Below are 18,532 nucleotides of genomic sequence, written 5' to 3'. Positions count from 1 at the left end.
TACAAAACTTATAGGAGATGATAAATTTGGATTTTAAAGATAGTATTCGTGTGATTCCTGATTTCCCTAAAGAAGGTATTAGTTTTAAAGATATCACCACATTGCTTAAAGACGGTGAGGCTTACCGCCAAGCGATTGACGCGTTGAAAGCTCTCGTAGCGCATTTGGAAATCGACGTTATCGCTGGACCAGAAGCACGTGGCTTCGTAGTTGGAGCACCTCTTGCTTATGCGATGGGAGTAGGTTTTGTGCCGATTCGTAAAAGCGGCAAGCTTCCATATGAGACTATAGAGGTAGGTTATGATCTTGAGTATGGCAAGGACACCCTTGCTGTTCATACAGATGCCATCAAGCCTGGTCAAAAAGTATTGATCGCTGATGATTTATTGGCTACTGGTGGAACCATTGCTACTTCGGTTAACCTTGTAGAACAGCTTGGCGGTAAAGTGGTAGGTGCTGCTTTTCTGATTGAGCTGGTTGAGCTTGCTGGGCGTAATAAGCTTTCTGGAGTTGAAGTTCTTTCCTTGGTGAATTACGAGGATTAATCTTGTGAAGTTTGTCTTTTCCCGGGAAATAAACGGGGATTCGGCGCTCGAATTATGCTGAAAAGTGCAAAGATTAGCGCGTGACGCAAAGTGTGGAAGTTAAACATTAATTGGAAAATGTAAGATAATAACAGCAGCTGTCTGCCTTGTGGCGGAGAGTTGCTGTTTTGTATCTGAGTTAATAAAAAAAGCTGCCCAAGTCCATAAATGGATGTTGGAGCAGCTTTTTTAAAATTCTATTTTTACAATCGATTAATGGGCAGTTTTATCACTTTCTCCGCCATCATTAGACAGTCCAAGCACTTCAATGAGTTTGAAGAACAGTGCCAATACGATACCAACAATTGTAGCCAGCGCCATACCACTTAGTTTAACGTTGCCCATAGTAAGGGTTGTACCACTGATTCCGACAACGAGTACCAACGTAGCCATGATCATGTTCGTAGCCTTGGAAAAATCAACTTTTTGCTCAACGAAAATACGTAATCCGGAAGCCGCAATTACACCAAACAGCAACAGGGATACACCACCCATTACAGGGGTTGGAATATTAGCGATGACGGAGGAGAAAGTACCAGAGAATGAAAGCAGAATAGCAATCACCGCTGCGCCGCCGATTACATATACCGAATATACTTTAGTCAACGCCATAACCCCGATATTTTCACCGTAGGTTGTATTTGGAGTAGAACCGATAAAACCGGAGATAATTGTAGATATCCCGTTCCCCATCAGAGAGCGGTCAAGTCCAGGATCTTTTGCCAAGTCTCTGCCGACAATATTGCTTGTAACTAGTAAATGTCCAATATGCTCAACAATAACAACTAATGATACCGGGATAATAGTGAATATTACATTCCAATCAAATGAAGGAGTAACAATGGAAGGATGCGCTAAAAATTTTGCATTAGAGATAGCAGCGGTATCCACCATTTTCAAAATATATGCTAAACCATAACCAGTGACGATACCAATAAGGATGTGAATGATTTTTGGAAAACCGCGGAAGAGTACAGCTCCAATTACAGTTACACCAAGTGTCACCATAGAAAGTGCGATTGTTTTGCCATCTGGAGTCCAGTCTGCAACTGCAACGCCTTCAGGAGCAATAAGTCCTGCCATTCGTGCGGCAACAGGTACAAGTTCAAGTCCGATCGTAGCTACGATCGCTCCCATTACTGCTGGAGGGAAAACAACATCAATCCATTTGGTTCCTGCATAACGAATGATCAATGCCACGAGCACGAATATAATACCAGTGACGATAAAAGCACCCAAAGCAAGCGAGTATCCTTTCATGTGATCATTTGGGTAACGACTGAGTACTGACAATACCGGTGCAATAAAGGCAAAGCTGGAACCAAGGTACGCAGGGATTTTACCGCGACAGATCCAAATGTACAGCAATGTACCGATACCATTCATAAGCAAAATCATTCCAGGGTCGACCCCGAACAAGTTAGGCACTAGCACTGTACTGCCAAACATGGCAAACAAATGCTGGAGACTTAATAGAAAGCCTGGGCCCCATGGAAGTTTTTCGTTAACTTGAATTTCGCGTTGCAATGGAGTTCACTCCTCTTTCTTATCTGATATTAGGTTGTCCGGCGAAAATCCGCCTTTACTAGATTAAATAGAACTTGGCTTTTTTACAACAACATTTTCACAAGTGTTATTAATTTGTCCGAATTTAATTACTTTTACTTCTGGAATACCATGAGATGGCAAGTGTTGACGTAATCCTCCTTAAGCCTCATAATTATAGACAACTTTGAATAAGGGCGTAAGTAAGCTTGGACAAATGAAATGATTGGAACCTGCAGATTTTTGAACAGTTGCGGGTTCATTTTATTATAGAAAGGAATCGGATACGACGAGAATGGGCATTGAGCGATTAATTGATAAGGCTGGCGCCTATATAAAAGATAAAGATCTTCTCCGCATCCGGGAAGCTTATGAATTTGCCGATCAGGCTCATCACGGGCAGATCCGCAAGTCGGGGGAGCCATACATTCTGCATCCGCTGGCGGTGGCAGATATTGTCGTCAATATGCAAATGGATGTTATATCTATTGTTGCAGCGCTTTTGCATGATGTGGTGGAAGATACGACGGTCTCACTGGAACAAATCCGCGCTAAATTTGGCGATACCTGCGCAATGCTTGTTGACGGCTTAACGAAGCTGGAACGCATTCGCTTTCGCTCAAAGGAAGAGCAGCAGAACGAGAATTACCGCAAAATGTTTATTGCTATGGCCCAGGATATCCGGGTCATTGTCATTAAACTGGCGGACCGTCTGCATAATATGCGAACGTTAAAATACCAATCTGAAGAGAGCCAGCGCCGTATTTCTTATGAGACGTTGGAGATCTTCTGTCCTGTAGCTGACCGGCTGGGGATTTCCGCGATTAAGTGGGAGATGGAGGATATTGCGCTTCGTTACTTGAACCCGCAGCAGTATTACCGGATTGCTAATCTGGTGCATAAGAAGCGGGCTGAACGTGAGCAATTTATCGACAGCGTAATTGGCCGTATTCGTGCCAAGCTGGATGAAATGGGCATTGAAGGTGATCTTTCCGGTCGCCCGAAGCATATTTACAGTGTTTATAACAAAATGAGCACAAAAAATAAGCAGTTTAATGAAATTTATGACCTGCTGGCCATTCGTATCATTGTGGATAATATTAAGGACTGTTATGCAACCCTTGGAATTATTCATACCTTATGGAAGCCAATGCCGGGGCGTTTTAAAGATTATATAGCTATGCCAAAAGCCAATATGTATCAATCTCTGCATACTACTGTGGTAGGACCAGGCGGAGAGCCTACTGAGGTGCAAATTCGCACCTGGGAAATGCACCGCACGGCAGAATACGGGATAGCCGCACACTGGGCATACAAAGAAGGCAGCAGTAATAATGCTAATCCGGAGAATCGGATGCCTTTCTTTCGCGAAATATTGGAGCTGCAGCATGAAGCTAAGGATGCCGAAGAGTTCGTAAAATCACTAAAAATGGATTTTTTCTCAGACCTCGTGTTTGTATTTACTCCTAAAGGTGAGGTTATTGAGCTTCCTGCCGGTTCTGTGCCTCTTGACTTCGCGTTCCGCATTCATACAGAAGTGGGCAATCGTACGATTGGTTCCAAGGTGAACGGGCGGATCGTGCCGCTTGATCACAAGCTGAAGACGGGCGATATTGTTGAGATTTTGACGTCTAAGCATTCTTACGGACCTAGCCGTGACTGGCTCAAAATTGCACAATCCTCTCACGCAAGAAGCAAAATTAAACAATGGTTCAAAAAAGAAAAACGTGAGGAAAATGTCGAAAAAGGTCGCGAAGCGATTGAACGTGAGCTGAAGCGCCTGAATGTTGAAGTTTCCGAGTGGATTTCTGATGAAAAACTGTTGGAAGCTGCGAAAAAATTTGCTTTTAATGATGTAGAGGATATGTTGTCTGCCGTTGGTTTTGGTGGGATTACCGCTTCGCAGATTGCCTCCCGTTTGACGGAGAAGCTGCGCAAGGAGCAGGAAGAAGCTGCTAACCACTTGGAGCTTACTTCAGAGATGAAGGAGATCAAGTCTTCCGGCGAGAGACGAAATCAACCCACCAATGGCGTTAGTGTAAAAGGAATTGAAAACTTACTTGTTCGTTTTGCACGATGTTGCAACCCGGTTCCGGGTGACGACATTGTAGGTTATGTTACACGGGGCCGGGGCGTATCTGTACACCGCCAGGATTGTCCTAACATTCCGGGTGAAGGTGACGGAGAAGAAGCAGCTAGAGTGATTGAAGTGGAATGGGAAGGCACGATGGAAGCAAACTATAGTGTGGATATTGAGATTACAGGCCATGATCGCAATGGACTGCTCAATGAAGTACTGCAGGCTGTGTCCGAGAGCAAAACGAACATTTCAGCGGTCACTGGGCGCTCTGACAAGAATAAGATGGCAATGATTCATATGACCATCCTTATTCGTAATACGGAGCATCTACAATCCGTTGTAGATAAAGTGAAACGAGTCAAGGATGTATATACAGTGAATCGGATCATGCAATAAGGCAAGGAGCGAAGTAGTGCGATGAGAGTTGTAGTACAGCGTTGTAAGGACGCCAAAGTAACCGTGGATGAGACAGTGACCGGAGCGATTGGCAATGGCCTGATGCTGCTTGTCGGCGTTACCCATGAAGATACAGAGAAGGATGCCAAATATTTAGCGGATAAAATAGCTGGACTGCGTATTTTTGAAGATGATGCTGGCAAAATGAACTATAGTGTCACGGATACTAACGGAGCTATTCTTTCAGTGTCCCAGTTTACTTTATACGGAGATTGCCGTAAGGGAAGACGGCCGAATTTCATGGGAGCTGCAGCTCCTGCGGAGGCCGAGCGTCTTTATGATTATTTTAATCAAGAGCTTAGAGCTGGAGGTCTTCAGGTGGAGACGGGCATATTTGGAGCGATGATGGATGTGTCGCTGACCAATTGGGGCCCAGTTACTCTCATTCTGGATAGCCGCAGCTAACGAAATAGAGGATGTCGAAGATTGCTTCTGGCCGGAGCTAACTTTCGACATCTTTTTTTTATGCGGATAGAGCTTCTTTGGGCTGGATAAACTAAATGCAGGCAGATATCACGCATAAGGCAGGAGTTTAAGAATGAGACAATCACAGAAGGCATGGGTATGGAGAAGTATCCCGGCACTACCGACTGGGAGTCCTATGGAAGCCTGTGCATTAGCCAAAAAGCTAGACGGCGAGACCGAACCACTAGTGATGAAAGGAAGAAGCCGCAATCTCTTGCCGCGTACCTGAAGCGGGTGGAAAATGCGGCTTTTTCGGTGTTGTGAAGGAAGCCTTTTTTCCGATTAAAGGTTAGAAAGCATCCTCATAAGGGTAATAGACCACAAGAAAGAATAATTAGAACATCATTAATTGCTAAAGACAGAGAGGAGAAACTATTACATGAGTAACGTTGCTTTCTTACTGGCTAATGATTTTGAAGATTCTGAAATGAAGGTTCCTTATGATGAAATTATAAAGGCAGGACATCAAGCTGACATTATTGGTTTGAAAAAAGGGGAGACCTTGCTAGGTAAAAAGAAAGAAGTCTCCTACGCAGCAGACAAGGCGATCGCCGATGTTCAAGCAAGTGATTATGACGCGATTGTCATCCCGGGTGGTTCTTCCCCCGAGAATTTACGGCAAAATGCTGATATTTTGAAGTTTGTAAAAGAAGCAAATGAAGCAGGCAAGCCTATCGCCTCTATTTGCCACGGACCGCAAATTCTGATCAGTGCAGACTTGCTTAAGGGACGCACCATTACCTCTTATCCTCCGCTGAAGGATGATGTTGTGAATGCCGGCGCGGAGTTTAAGGATGAGGAAGTAGTGGTTGATCGCAATTACATTACTTCGCGTACACCAAAAGATGAGCCTGCATTTGTTCGTGAAATATTGAAGGTCCTGAAATAAATAAGCATTTTTTATTTTAGAGTCTTATAATCCAAGGAGGTAATGGCAATGAGCAGAAAAATCCAAGCGTATTTCAGAACTGAAAATGAAGCAGAAGGCGCAAAAACAGCATTGATTAGCTATAAGGTGGATGGCTTGGAGGTTTGGCCACTCACAGACCCTATCGGCAATGATCGTAATATTCTGTTTCCAATCATTCCACTGGATAGTGCATCTGTAGTCGCAGGCACAACTGGAACGCTTGGAACGGCTAGCACACCTGCAGCTGGAGCTATGCTGGTTCCTGGCATTGCCGCTTCCGACACTCGGGCTGACCCTGAAACACATTATAGTGTGAATGAAGATCAGGTTAGTGCGAACGTGGCAGAAGGAGATCTCGAAGATGGGGATTTAAGTGAACTTCGTTATGTGATGGAGCTAAGTATAGCAGAAGAAAATTATAATGAAGTTGTGGAAATCCTTCGGGGCAAAGGGGCCTATGTTGAACAATTCGAATAGTATTCTATTAAAAATAAACCGCTTTCATGGAATGTAATATAATCGTAATATTACGTACATGATTCCTTAATATAGCGTGTTTATAATAAAGGCATGACCCCCTTTTTAATAATATATGATGATGGACCTGCAGCATTCGGCTGCAGGTCATTTTTTTTGTTACAATATAATTGCTGAATAAAAAACTCGGAAGCTGTCAAAATTTATACTAGGCATCCTTTTTACTACCTTGACTTTAATGCAGTAGTTCAGTAGAATGTTAACAATATACGATTTTATCATATGGTTTTGATGACGGGACCAAGTAATTCGAGAACCCACAACTCCAGAGAAGAATCCCTTGTCGATTCGGATGACATCTACTTAAGTGGATGATGAACCGGTATCGCTTGGCTGCAAGGATTCTGTTGATGAGCGAATGAATGACCTCCCCGAGAACGTACGGCGAAAGTGGGCAATGTTGATTGCCGCGATCAGTAGCCGTTTACGCGTAGGCGGGCGTTAACCGCTTTGAGCGGCTTCAGTATATTTTTACTGATCCGGAATGTGGGTGGTACCACGTGGTGTATTATTGGTTATGATAATCCCTCGTCCCTGTTTTTTTATAAAACAGGGCGAGGGATTTTTTGCTTTTTCTGCAATAGAAACAGATGAAGAGAACAGCTTTAGAGGGGTTATTTTTTAGGAGGGATAGACTGTGGCTAAAGAAAGATTCGAGAAACCAACAGGAACGCAGGACGTGCTTCCGGGTGCTGTGGAGAAATGGCAGTATATTGAGGGGAAGGCCAGAGATTTATGCCGCCGTTTTAACTACCGGGAAATTCGCACACCTATGTTTGAGCACACAGGGTTATTCGAACGTGGAGTAGGCGAAACAACGGATATTGTGGAAGGCGAAATGTATACGTTCAAGGACAAAGGCGACCGTGATTTGGCTCTTCGTCCAGAAGGAACGGCTGGTGTCGTGCGGGCTTACGTTCAGAACAAGCTATACGGTGAACCTGATGTAAGCAAGCTGTATTATATCGGACCTATGTTCCGTTATGAGCGTCCGCAGGCCGGAAGATATCGCCAGTTCCATCAGTTTGGGATTGAGGCGTTTGGGGCCGTGGATCCGGCTATTGATGCAGAAGTAATCTCTATGGGCTATCAATTCTATAAGGATCTAGGTCTTAAGGATGTAAGAGTGGAGCTTAATTCCGTGGGTAATGCACCAAGCCGTGCGGCTTACCGGGAGAAGCTGCTGGGATTCCTTAGACCGATGAAGGATAACCTCTGCAGTGACTGTCAGCGTCGAATCGAGCGTAATCCGCTTCGTGTGCTGGATTGCAAGGTGGATCAGGATAAATTTACAGATGCGCCTTCCATTTTGGACAGTTTGGATGATGAATGCATAACTCATTTTGAGAAGGTTAAGATGCATCTCGACATTATGGGTGTGGAGTTCACGATTAATCCTCGTCTTGTACGTGGTTTGGATTATTACACGCATACTGCGTTTGAATATAAAGCAGCTGGCATTGGCTCTATTGATACCGTAGGCGGCGGAGGCCGTTACAACGGTTTGGTTGAAGAAATCGGTGGACCGGATCAACCGGGTATTGGTTTTGGGATCGGGCTGGAGCGTATTCTTCTTATTCTGGAAGATCAGAAGGTAGCACTGGAGACTGCAAAGCCACTGGATGTGTATTTTGTAGCTCTTGGCGAAGAGGCTGACATTGAAATTTCCAAGCAGCTATACTTTCTGCGAAGCCAAGGGTTCTCGGCAGAACGCGACTACCTCGGCAGGAAGATGAAGGCACAGATGAAGTCAGCTGACCGTATGTCGGCACGTTATACTGCGATTCTTGGCGAAGACGAGCTGAAGAATGGTGTAATTGCGCTGAAGTCGATGAGCACAGGGGAACAGCAGACTGTGAAGCTCGAAGAGCTGGCTCAGGCGTTGGTATAGAAGAAGACTTTTTAAGTAGAAATGTATTTTTAAATAAAAAGGGGAATGGTGAATTATGCAAAGAAGTCATAACTGTGGGCAATTAACACCAGAACATATTGGACAAACGGTAACCTTGAACGGATGGGTCCAGACCCGCCGCGACCTTGGGGGCGTACTTTTTATTGACCTGCGTGACAGAAGCGGTATTGTGCAAGTTGTATTCAACCCGGACTACTCCGGCGAAGCACTGCAAATTGCGGATAAGGTTCGCAGTGAGTATGTTTTGGCTGTCAAAGGAAAAGTGGTTAAACGTGATGAAGAAACCATTAACCGCAATCTGCCAACAGGTGAGATTGAAGTTCAAATTACAGATATCGAAGTGCTGAACGCTGCTAAGACCCCTCCATTCTTCATCGAAGATGGAGTGGAAGTAGACGAATCTCTTCGCCTGAAATATCGTTACCTGGATCTGCGTCGTCCAGAAATGCAAAAAACGCTGTTGCTACGCTCGAAAGCTTCTAAGATTTTCCGCGATTTCCTTGACAGTGAAGGATTTATTGACGTAGAGACGCCAATCCTAACTAAGAGCTCACCGGAAGGTGCGCGTGATTATTTGGTGCCAAGCCGTGTGCATGAAGGCGAATTTTTCGCATTGCCACAATCTCCACAAATCTACAAGCAGTTATTGATGGTGGGTGGCATTGAACGCTATTATCAAATTGCTCGTTGTTTCCGTGATGAAGATTTGCGTGCTGACCGTCAGCCGGAATTTACACAAGTGGACATCGAGACTTCATTCCTGTCTCAGGATGAGCTGCTTGGCATGATGGAGAACCTGATGCAACGTCTGTTTAAAGAAACTGTAGGAGCGGATATTCAACTTCCATTCCAACGTTTGACTTATGCTGAGGCTATGGGCAAATACGGTTCAGACAAACCTGACCTGCGTTTTGGATTAGAGCTTGTGGAAATGAACGATATTGTTGCCACAAGTGGCGTAAAGGTATTCGCTTCCGTGATCGAAAAAGGCGGAGAAGTGAAATGTCTAAATGCTAAAGGCTGTGGGACTTGGACTCGTAAAGAAATCGATGATCTCGGACCTTATGCTGCGCGTTATGGAGCGAAAGGTTTGGCTTGGATTCAAGTGAAAGACGGCGAGTTCAAAGGGCCGATTGTCAAATTCTTCACTGAAGAAGAAATTGCCGCTGTGAAGGAGCGTACAGGCGCTGAAGAAGGCGACCTACTGTTGTTCTCCGCTGATACCAAAAAGGTTGTAGCGGACGTTCTAGGTGCCCTTCGTGTCAAAATCGGACGTCAGCTGGGTCTGATCGACGATAACGTGTTCAAGTTCGCTTGGGTGACTGACTTCCCATTGCTTGGTTATGATGAAGATCAGAAACGTTATGTAGCAGAACACCATCCGTTCACTCGTCCACGTGAAGAGGATCTGCATCTGTTCGACACAGATCCAGGTGCAATTCGTGCACAAGCCTACGATATCGTTCTGAACGGTTATGAAGTAGGCGGCGGCTCCATGCGGATTTACAAACGTGAAGTACAGGAAAAAATGTTCCAAGCTCTCGGCTTCTCAGATGAGGTTGCTTACGAGAAATTTGGTTACCTGATGGATGCGTTCGAATATGGTACACCTCCACATGGTGGTATTGCCTTCGGTTTAGATCGTCTAATCATGCTGCTGGCGGGCCGTACAAATCTGCGCGAAACCATCGCATTCCCGAAAACAGCAAGTGCAACGGACCTGCTTATGGATGCACCTGCACCAGTAGACGGTTCACAATTGGAGCAACTGCATATTAAGCTGGCTCTTAAACCAAAGAAAGAAAAAGAAAAAGAATAATTAAATAAAGCGGGCGAGGCAGATTTCTGCTTCGCCATAGCTTTTGAAGGAGGCTGACCTCATGCTGCATCAGTTCTCACGTACGGAACTGGCGATCGGACCGGAAGGTCTGGAGATTATGAAGAACAGCACAGTAGCGGTACTTGGTATCGGCGGTGTTGGCGGTATGGCTGTTGAGGCATTGGCTCGTAGCGGGATCGGCAGACTGATCCTGATTGATAAGGATTCCGTCGACATTACCAATGTGAATCGGCAGATCCACGCACTTACTACTACGGTTGGGCAAAAGAAAGCCGAACTGATGGTAGACCGTGTGAGGCTGATTAATCCGGAATGTGAAGCAATTGCGCTGAACATGTTCTATACGGAAGAAACCTATGAGGAACTGTTCAAGCTGAAACCGGATTATGTGATCGATGCCTCGGATACGATTATCTACAAGGTCCATTTGATTAAAGAATGTCTGGCACGTGGAATTCCTATGATCTCAAGCATGGGTGCTGCCAACAAAATGGATCCTACAAGATTCCAGGTAGCGGACATTTCTAAAACAACGTATGATCCGATTGCCCGGGTCATTCGCCAGAAGCTGCGTAAGGATGGGATTAAGAAAGGCGTGAAGGTGGTTTTCTCTACGGAGCCGCCAATGAAGCCACGTCAGGATGTTACGGACAAGATTGTTCCGGAGAATGCGCCGGATCGACGTAAAGCGAAACAACCGCCAGCCAGCAATTCATTTGTTCCACCGGTAGCCGGCCTAATTATGGTCAGCGTTGCCGTGCGTGACTTGCTTGAGGCTGGAGGCGTCAGCTTGTAAGTGAATCGCTGAGCTGAGGCTGTTTCAATTATAGTTATAGGATTAGAGTAATGGACAAAAGGGCGAGTAGCTGGAATCCGGCTGCGTACGCCCTTTTGTTGTCGTTAAACAGGCGGGTTCTGCAAGAAGCAGGCCACAAATAGGCATAATAGCTGAACCGGGATGAACGGCTGATTATTAGATTTATAATCCGGGTAATATCCGCCTGCGGAACTTAATATCAGTGGAGGTTTTTGTACATGAAATCGAATTTTTGGCGAAATAGTGTGGGGCTTGCGCCTGAGAATGACTGGAAACGGGAATGGGCTGCAGGGATTCTCTCCTATTTTGCTTCAGTTTATATTGTTATGGTGAATGCGACGATTCTCCATGACGCGGGGATGCCGCTTAGACCGGCAATGGTGGCTACACTGTTGACCGCAATTACCGGCTGTCTGCTGATGGCTTTTGGCGGGAAGACGCCTATCATCGTAGTTCCCGGGATGGGGATTAACGCATTTTTCACTTATACGCTTGTTCATTCCATGAAACTGGACTGGAGAGAGGCGCTTACTGTAGTCGTTATAACAGGCGTGTTATTCGCTATCGTGGCCTTCACATCACTTTATCGTATTCTTAGTGAGGCAATTCCCCAAAACTTGCAGCATGCCATTACAGTCGGTATAGGGCTGTTTCTGACCTTTATAGGGCTGCAAAAGAGTGGGATAGTGATTGCCCATCAGACTACTTTTGTTGCCATAGGACATTTTAGTGATCCTGCAGTTATTACATCCTGTGTGACTTTATTGCTGGCTTTAGTGTTATTTATCCGGGGAACTAACGGAGGCCTGCTGATAAGTATGCTGGTCGGTACAGGACTAGCCTACCTGCTGGGAGCTGCACATGCACCGGAAAAACAGGCCTCAGGGCATGTATTCTCAGGTTATGGCGGCCTATTTTTCGGAATGGACTGGAGCGGCATTGTGAGCCTGGTGTTCTGGATTGCTGTATTCCTGTTATTGTTAATCGTTGTATTTGAAAATATCGGTCTTGTAGCCTCGCAGACGATGATGGCAGGCCGTCCAGAACGCTTCAAAAGCAGCCTGCGTGCGCTCTCGCTTGCTAATATCGCCGCAGGTCTTTTCGGAAGCAGTCCGGTCGTGGCCGCTGCAGAATCTAATGCAGGAATAGCTGCGGGCGGGCGTTCGGGTCTCACCTCGCTGGTAACAGGGCTTCTATTCGGGGCGACCTTCTTATTCCTACCGCTGTTATCCTATATTCCCGACAGTGCGATCGCACCGATCCTGATTGTGATCGGCGGACTAATGGTACAAAATGTGCGTGAGATGGACTTAAGTGATTTGACCGAGCTGTTCCCGTCTTTTCTAATCATGGTTATGATTCCATTCACCTATAGCATCGTGGACGGTATGGCTTTTGGTTTTATTACCTACCCAATTGTGAAGCTGGCGCTGGGCAAAGGGAAGGAAGTGCCACCTGCGTTGTATGGAATTGCTGGTTTGTTTGTGGCTAACTTTATTTTGCAGGCTGTGCTATAGTGCGGCATCCGGTTTCTTTGATTGCGAGGGACCTGTTACACACTTATTAGCTCTATTAGCCCGCGTTGAAATCAAAGAGGTAAATGCCGTTGTGCCGCTGATTGGAGCAAATGTGCGTAGACGTCGAAAAGAAAGGGATAAATACCGTTGACTGGAGCTAAATGCGTGTAGACGACGAAATCTAAGGGATAAATACCGTTGAATGGGGCTAAATGTGTGGAAGCCTCGAAAACAAAGGGAAAAATACCGTTGATTCGAGCCAAATGCGTGGAAGCGTCGAAAACAAAGGTATAAATACCGTTGATTGGGGCTAAATGCGTGCGAACGCTGAAAACAAGGGCAAAAATGCCTCTGATGCGAGCTAAATGTGCCTGGACGTCGAAATCAAAGGCAAAAATGCCTTTGATCGGAGCTAAATGTGTGCGAACGCTGAAAACAGAGGGAAAAATACCGTTGATTCGAGCTAAATGCGTGGAAGCGTCGAAAACAGAGGGAAAAATACCGTTGATTCGAGCCAAATGCGTGGAAGCGTCGAAAACAGAGGCAAAAATGCCGTTGATTCGAGCCGAACGTGTGCGAACGCCGAAACCAAAGGGATAAATACCGTTGATTGGGGCTAAATGTGCGTAGACGCCGAAATCAAAGGGATAAATACCGTAGATTGGAGCTAAATGCGCGTAGATGCCGAAATCAAAGGCAAAAATGCCTTTGATCGGAGCTAAATGTGTGCGAACGCTGAAAACAGAGGCGAAAATGCCTCTGATGCGAGCTAAATGTGCCTGGACGCCGCAATCAAAAGCAAAAATGCCTCTGATCGGAGCGAAATGTGTGGAAGCGCTCAAAAGCAAAGGCAAAAATGCCTTTGGTTTGTCCCAAACATTCGACGCTTGTGCGAGCTAAGGAGCACCAAAGTGCTTTAGGTTGGAGAACTTATAAGTTTAGTCAAATCATTTGAAAGATTTGGTATTTAAGTGCTGATTGTGCTACAATGGGTATCCTTTTGCGTGAGAAATGGGCGTAGGAGCATGAAAATTTAAGCTCGATAAACTTTTAGGAGGTAACTGAAATTGGAAGACAACTTTCAAAGTGCCTATCAAGAGGAAGAAGACAGGCTGAATCAAGCGCTTACTGAAATTGACACTTTGCTGGAGAAGCTCCAGCAGACACCAGTGTACACGGGACATGACTATACGGAACAGGTGCTGGAAGCGAACCGTGATCAGAAGCGCAAAGATCTTGCCAAGCTTAGGCAGGAGCCTTATTTCGGACGGCTTGATTTTCAAGGCAATGATGAGAATGAACGGAAGGCACTCTATATAGGCAAAATCGGCGTAGACCGCGAGCAGGTAAGCGACCGTCCGCTAGTCATCGACTGGCGCGCACCGGTAGCAAGCCTGTTTTATTCGTTTACCGGCGGTACCGAGCCAGCCTCCTATGAAGCTCCTGAGGGATTAATAGAGGGGCTGGTATACCTCAAACGCAACGTGGTGATTCGGAAGCAAATTCTGGAGCGGGTCGCGGATACGTACAATCGGGAAAGCGATGCACCGATTGTATCAGATGAGTTTCTCGTCTATCGACTTGGGGAGAACAAGGATAATCGTCTACGGGATATCGTATCGACCATTCAAGAGGAGCAGGACAAGATTATCCGTGCTGCCAAAAATACAGCGCTAATCATTCAGGGCGTGGCAGGAAGCGGTAAAACAACCGTTGCACTGCACAGGCTTGCTTTTCTGCTGTATCAATACAAGGATCAGGTTTCTGCGGAAAAAATGATCATTTTTGCACCAAACCGGATGTTTTTGGATTACATCTCGGACGTATTGCCTGAGCTCGGGGTAGGTAATATTGCTCAAAGTACATTTCCGGATTGGGCGGCTAATGTACTAGGACTGGAATTGCCGGAACAGGATGCGACAGAGACGATGAACCGCTGGTTCGAAACCCCTGGCGGCATGCCGGTAATTACAGAAGAGACACCAGGGCGCTTCAAGGGTTCCACGGTGCTGATGGGAATCATAGAGTCCAGTATCAAGCTATTGGAAAGCAGCTCTGTACCTGAGGGTGATTTTAGCCCGTGGGAGGGTGCGGTGCTACGACGTTCTATGATTTTGCGCTGGCATAATGAGGAGTATGCTCCCTATCCTCCAGCCAAGCGCAAGGAACGGGTAATGGCGCGGATTCATCGCTGGATTGAGATGGAACTGAAGAAGAGTCCTTCAGCTGCTGCTATGAAGGATCGCAAGAAAAAAGGCGCGCAGCGAGAGAAGGCTTATAGTGCCAAATGGCCTAAATATGATCCATTAACGATCTATAAGCAAATTTTCCGAGCAGCTAAACTTCCTGAGGATTGGCCGGTTGAACCGCCAGAGGAAATTCCGGCAGCTGTGTTGAAGGAAACGGCAAAAGAGCTGAAAAAAGGCATCATACGTGAAGAGGATTTACCTCCGCTGCTGTATATCCATTATCTTTTGAATGGTGATGAGGGCGTTACTCGCTTTGACCATGTAGTAATCGATGAGGCTCAGGATTTTTCACCTTTCCAAATTGCCGTTCTGGATTTATATGTGCGAGGCCATTCCTTTACGATCCTGGGTGATCTCTCGCAGGGCATACATGCCTATAAAGGCGTACACGCGTGGGAAGAGATGCAGACGTTGTTTGCCCCTGAGAACACGGCTTATCACGCGCTGACACGCAGCTATCGTTCTACTATGGAAATTATAGACTTCGCTAATGGAATTCTATCTTCAGGTGTGGAGAGCTCATTGCTGGCTGTTCCTGTGTTTCGTAGTGGAGATCCCGTGCGTATGATCGCCTATGGCGAGGATGCCGGGGAACTGGTGGCTGATGAGCAAGCTCGCTTGCGGACAATAACCTCTGCACTGAAGTCTCTGTCAGGAAGGGAATACCGTACGGTGGCTGTCCTAACAAGAAATCTTCATGAGGCTGCAGAACTATATGCGGAGCTGGCACAGCATTTTGAAGATATTCATCTGATTGATGGCAGTATGACGCAATATCAGGGCGGGTTATCGGTGCTGCCTGTCTATTTATCAAAAGGTTTGGAGTTCGATGCGGTGATCTTAGCAGATGCCGATCAAGACCATTATGGAGCGACGGCTTGGGACGCGAAGCTGATGTATGTCGGCTGTACACGTGCTCTCCATGAGCTGTGGCTGCTCCATAATGGGGAAGTTCCTTCCTATGTGCAAACGGCGGCTGGAAGCGATTCTGAGGGAGAGTAAGACTGGTGGAGAATGGTTATAACTGTTCTTGGTCTTGTAACTCCCCCATAGGTATGGCTTAATAATAAGTGTCCGGCCGGGCAAGAACACTTCTGGAAGGAGGCTGATTGAAATGATTTCAGTATACGAGGTGGTTTCCGTTTAAGACGGAAACCTGCTTAAAGCGAGGAGGCCTTACGGCCTCCTTATTACTAACATAAGAAGTACCACACTTATCCATAAGAACGAAATTTATGAAATCGAATGTAGACGCTACCAAAAGGTTTTTATATAATGAAATTACGGATTTTTCCAAATATGAGGAGAAGAAAGGAGGCAGGTGACGTGATTATAACTAAAAACTTAGTTGACCGACGCATAGGGACACACCTGTTGAAGGAGGAAATGCAAGTTGAGTTATGTAAATGGGAAGGATGTGCTCCCCCCTGGCTTACTCGAAGAGCTTCAGGGATACATCCAAGGTGAACTGCTCTACATCCCAAAGAAGACGGAAGAGCGGGTTCGATGGGGCGAGAACAGCGGTTCGAGGAAAGAAATAGCGAACCGGAACAAGGAAATTTTCAGTTGTCATCGAAGCGGTGATTCCGTAGCGGAACTTCAGAAGAAGTACCATCTATCGGAAGAAAGCATTCGTAAAATCATATCAAAAATGCGGCTGGCAGTAAATTGCTAGCTTGCAATTCAAGCATAAACGCCTCTGGTGTCCTTAGAAGGACGGTAAGCGTTATGCGAGAAATCATAAGGATAAAGTGTAGCGTGAAACCTATACTTTCTTATATTTTGAAAAAAGAGCATGGCTCCCGCCTTTCTAAGACGAGATCATGCTCTTTTTATTTTGGCGTAAAATAAGTCTATGCTGATACTGTTACCTTGACCCGGCAGGGCATCCTAATCCTTCCCTGTGATATGGTATGATAGAGAGGATTTACATTGAGCTTTTACAAGAATATAGCAAGGAAGTGGAGTTATGGATTTATTTTCTTTCGGAGAGGACACCGGGGGCGGACGGCTGCTTGCGGACCGGATGAGACCGGAGAATCTTGATGAATATATTGGTCAAGAGCATATCATAGGTCGGGGGAAGCTGCTGCGAAGAGCGATTGAGGCGGATCAAGTCTCTTCGATTTTGCTCTATGGCCCCCCGGGATGCGGCAAGACGACACTCGCGCATATTATTTCTCATCACACGCAAGGAGAGTTCGTACGTCTGAATGCGGTGGAAGCTACCGTGAAGGATGTACGGGAGGTTATTGAGCGAGCTCAGAACAATCAAACATTGTACGGCACTAAGACGATCCTGTTCCTGGACGAGGTGCATCGATTTAATAGCTCACGCCAGGATGCGCTTTTGCCAGCAGTAGAAAAAGGGACTATTACCTTCATTGGAGCGACTACAGAGAACCCGTTCCATTATGTTAATGGGGCGCTTATGAGCCGCTCCACCTTATTTCAGCTGGAGGCATTAACGAGTGAACACAGCTTGATCGCAATGCGCAGAGCCTTGGCGGACAAAGAGAAAGGTCTTGGATTTATGGAGCTTCAGGTCGATGAGGAGGCTTTGTTGCATATTGCAACAATGGCTAATGGAGACATCCGGCGGGCACTAAATGCACTGGAGCTGGCAGCCCTGACTACCGCACCACAAGTTGATGGAAGTGTTCATATCACGCTGGAGGTGGCAGAGGAATCCATTCGGCGCCCCATTGTGAAGGCTGATGAATCTACGCAGTATGATGTGCTATCCGCTTTTCATAAAAGTATTCGCGGTTCCAGCGACGCCGCGTTGTTTTGGTTTCTGTATGCGGTAGAAAAGCTTGGAATGGACCCTATGACTTTTATTCGGCGCCTGATTGCAGCCAGCAGTGAGGATATCGGCTTGGCTAATCCCCAAGCTATGGTTCAAGCGGTGAGTGCGCTGGATGCGTATCGAAACAATGGTTGGCCAGAGGCGAAGCTGAACATTGCCCAAGCTATTCTTTTTGCAGTGGAAAGTCCGAAGTCTAATGCTGTGGTTATGGCTATTTCCAATGCAATGGCAAGTATGGATGAGATCAAATCAGCGGAGGTACCGCTGCATCTGCGTGATACGCACTATAAAGGTGCAACTGCGTTAGGGCATGAAGGATATCAATATCCGCACAATTTTCCGGGGCATTATGTGAAGCAAGAGTATTTGCCTAAGGAGATTTCTCAGCGTGTTTTTTATCAAGCTACTGAGCAAGGCAATGAGATTAAGATTCGTCATAATCAAAAGCTTCGGCGGGAGCAGTGAGCAGCTAGCGACTGTAATACCTTCCAATTTCATGCTGGAAAGCCAAAGATTTTAACTTTCAGTCGAACTAAATAATTCCCAAAAAAAGGCGGCCTAGAGCCGTTTTTTTGAAGCCTACGTTACTTTTAATCACATCGATTGAAAATTTTTTATAGGAAAAGATTGATAATTTACCATAAGTTAATTAAAATGAACTACAAAGTTACGAGATGTTCATTTTTATTTCCGATTGAACTACTGGTAGTATTCTTAACAGTGTTAATTATCATCACATTGGTTATTTCAAAATGTTTCATGAAAATCAACACTATTTATATCAAAATTTACATAATATTTTCATTGTGTT

The 18,532-nt window shown here is 45.7% G+C and carries 16 protein-coding genes; 14 read left to right on the top strand and 2 right to left on the bottom strand.

All coding sequences use genetic code 11. The annotated features are described in order from the left end of the window. Positions 1-26: 26 nt before the first annotated feature. Positions 27-545 carry an adenine phosphoribosyltransferase gene (locus MHH50_RS24360; protein WP_036677647.1) on the top strand — a complete coding sequence of 173 codons (519 nt, stop codon included), beginning with the start codon at positions 27-29 and terminating at the stop codon, positions 543-545. Between the two features lie 252 nt (positions 546-797). Here MHH50_RS24360 and uraA read toward each other — a convergent pair whose 3' ends face one another. Then, on the bottom strand, positions 798-2,111 hold the full coding sequence (uraA, locus tag MHH50_RS24355) for a uracil permease (RefSeq protein WP_038572987.1): 1,314 nt from the start codon (positions 2,109-2,111) through the stop codon (positions 798-800). Between the two features lie 313 nt (positions 2,112-2,424). On the opposite strand from uraA, the gene MHH50_RS24350 reads away from it, so the two are divergent. The 10 genes from MHH50_RS24350 to MHH50_RS24305 all read left to right on the top strand — a co-directional run bounded on the left by MHH50_RS24350 (position 2,425) and on the right by MHH50_RS24305 (position 12,663). Beyond that, a complete protein-coding gene (locus MHH50_RS24350; RefSeq protein WP_036677643.1) occupies positions 2,425-4,605 on the top strand; it encodes a bifunctional (p)ppGpp synthetase/guanosine-3',5'-bis(diphosphate) 3'-pyrophosphohydrolase in 2,181 nt (726 codons plus the stop codon). Positions 4,606-4,626: 21 nt separating this feature from the next. Continuing rightward, positions 4,627-5,070: a D-aminoacyl-tRNA deacylase gene (gene dtd, locus MHH50_RS24345; RefSeq protein WP_036677641.1), complete on the top strand. Its 444-nt coding sequence runs from the start codon at positions 4,627-4,629 to the stop codon at positions 5,068-5,070. 133 nt (positions 5,071-5,203) lie between these two features. Further along, positions 5,204-5,359, top strand: a complete 156-nt coding sequence (locus MHH50_RS24340; protein ID WP_175617366.1) for a hypothetical protein — start codon at positions 5,204-5,206, stop codon at positions 5,357-5,359. A gap of 150 nt (positions 5,360-5,509) precedes the next feature. Further along, positions 5,510-6,019: a type 1 glutamine amidotransferase domain-containing protein gene (locus tag MHH50_RS24335; protein WP_076105448.1), complete on the top strand. Its 510-nt coding sequence runs from the start codon at positions 5,510-5,512 to the stop codon at positions 6,017-6,019. Between the two features lie 48 nt (positions 6,020-6,067). Continuing rightward, positions 6,068-6,517, top strand: a complete 450-nt coding sequence (locus MHH50_RS24330) for a hypothetical protein (RefSeq protein ID WP_036677637.1) — start codon at positions 6,068-6,070, stop codon at positions 6,515-6,517. A 367-nt stretch (positions 6,518-6,884) separates the two neighbouring features. Then, positions 6,885-7,022: a hypothetical protein gene (locus MHH50_RS24325; RefSeq protein WP_175617365.1), complete on the top strand. Its 138-nt coding sequence runs from the start codon at positions 6,885-6,887 to the stop codon at positions 7,020-7,022. Positions 7,023-7,214: 192 nt separating this feature from the next. Then, positions 7,215-8,468 carry a histidine--tRNA ligase gene (hisS, locus tag MHH50_RS24320; protein ID WP_076304246.1) on the top strand — a complete coding sequence of 418 codons (1,254 nt, stop codon included), beginning with the start codon at positions 7,215-7,217 and terminating at the stop codon, positions 8,466-8,468. A gap of 55 nt (positions 8,469-8,523) precedes the next feature. After that, positions 8,524-10,308: an aspartate--tRNA ligase gene (aspS, locus tag MHH50_RS24315; RefSeq protein ID WP_076278857.1), complete on the top strand. Its 1,785-nt coding sequence runs from the start codon at positions 8,524-8,526 to the stop codon at positions 10,306-10,308. 61 nt (positions 10,309-10,369) lie between these two features. Next, positions 10,370-11,125, top strand: a complete 756-nt coding sequence (locus MHH50_RS24310) for a tRNA threonylcarbamoyladenosine dehydratase (protein ID WP_076277219.1) — start codon at positions 10,370-10,372, stop codon at positions 11,123-11,125. 239 nt (positions 11,126-11,364) lie between these two features. Next, positions 11,365-12,663 carry an NCS2 family permease gene (locus MHH50_RS24305; protein ID WP_036677630.1) on the top strand — a complete coding sequence of 433 codons (1,299 nt, stop codon included), beginning with the start codon at positions 11,365-11,367 and terminating at the stop codon, positions 12,661-12,663. A gap of 71 nt (positions 12,664-12,734) precedes the next feature. Here MHH50_RS24305 and MHH50_RS24300 read toward each other — a convergent pair whose 3' ends face one another. After that, the gene (locus MHH50_RS24300) at positions 12,735-13,505 is read right to left on the bottom strand and encodes a hypothetical protein (RefSeq protein WP_340033537.1); all 771 of its coding nucleotides are present in this window, start codon (positions 13,503-13,505) and stop codon (positions 12,735-12,737) included. A gap of 225 nt (positions 13,506-13,730) precedes the next feature. Here MHH50_RS24300 and MHH50_RS24295 point away from each other — a divergent pair, with 225 nt between their 5' ends. From MHH50_RS24295 to MHH50_RS24285, 3 genes are all read left to right on the top strand, one after another. Next, on the top strand, positions 13,731-15,914 hold the full coding sequence (locus MHH50_RS24295; protein ID WP_339169399.1) for a UvrD-helicase domain-containing protein: 2,184 nt from the start codon (positions 13,731-13,733) through the stop codon (positions 15,912-15,914). Between the two features lie 391 nt (positions 15,915-16,305). Continuing rightward, positions 16,306-16,587 carry a CD3324 family protein gene (locus MHH50_RS24290; protein ID WP_076129667.1) on the top strand — a complete coding sequence of 94 codons (282 nt, stop codon included), beginning with the start codon at positions 16,306-16,308 and terminating at the stop codon, positions 16,585-16,587. 294 nt (positions 16,588-16,881) lie between these two features. Next, positions 16,882-18,186, top strand: a complete 1,305-nt coding sequence (locus MHH50_RS24285; protein WP_076129668.1) for a replication-associated recombination protein A — start codon at positions 16,882-16,884, stop codon at positions 18,184-18,186. Positions 18,187-18,532: the final 346 nt, after the last annotated feature.

It is taken from the genome of Paenibacillus sp. FSL H3-0302, assembly GCF_037982245.1.
Lineage (GTDB): Bacteria > Bacillota > Bacilli > Paenibacillales > Paenibacillaceae > Paenibacillus_AQ > Paenibacillus_AQ odorifer.
This window is presented reverse-complemented; position numbering and strand designations above follow the sequence as displayed.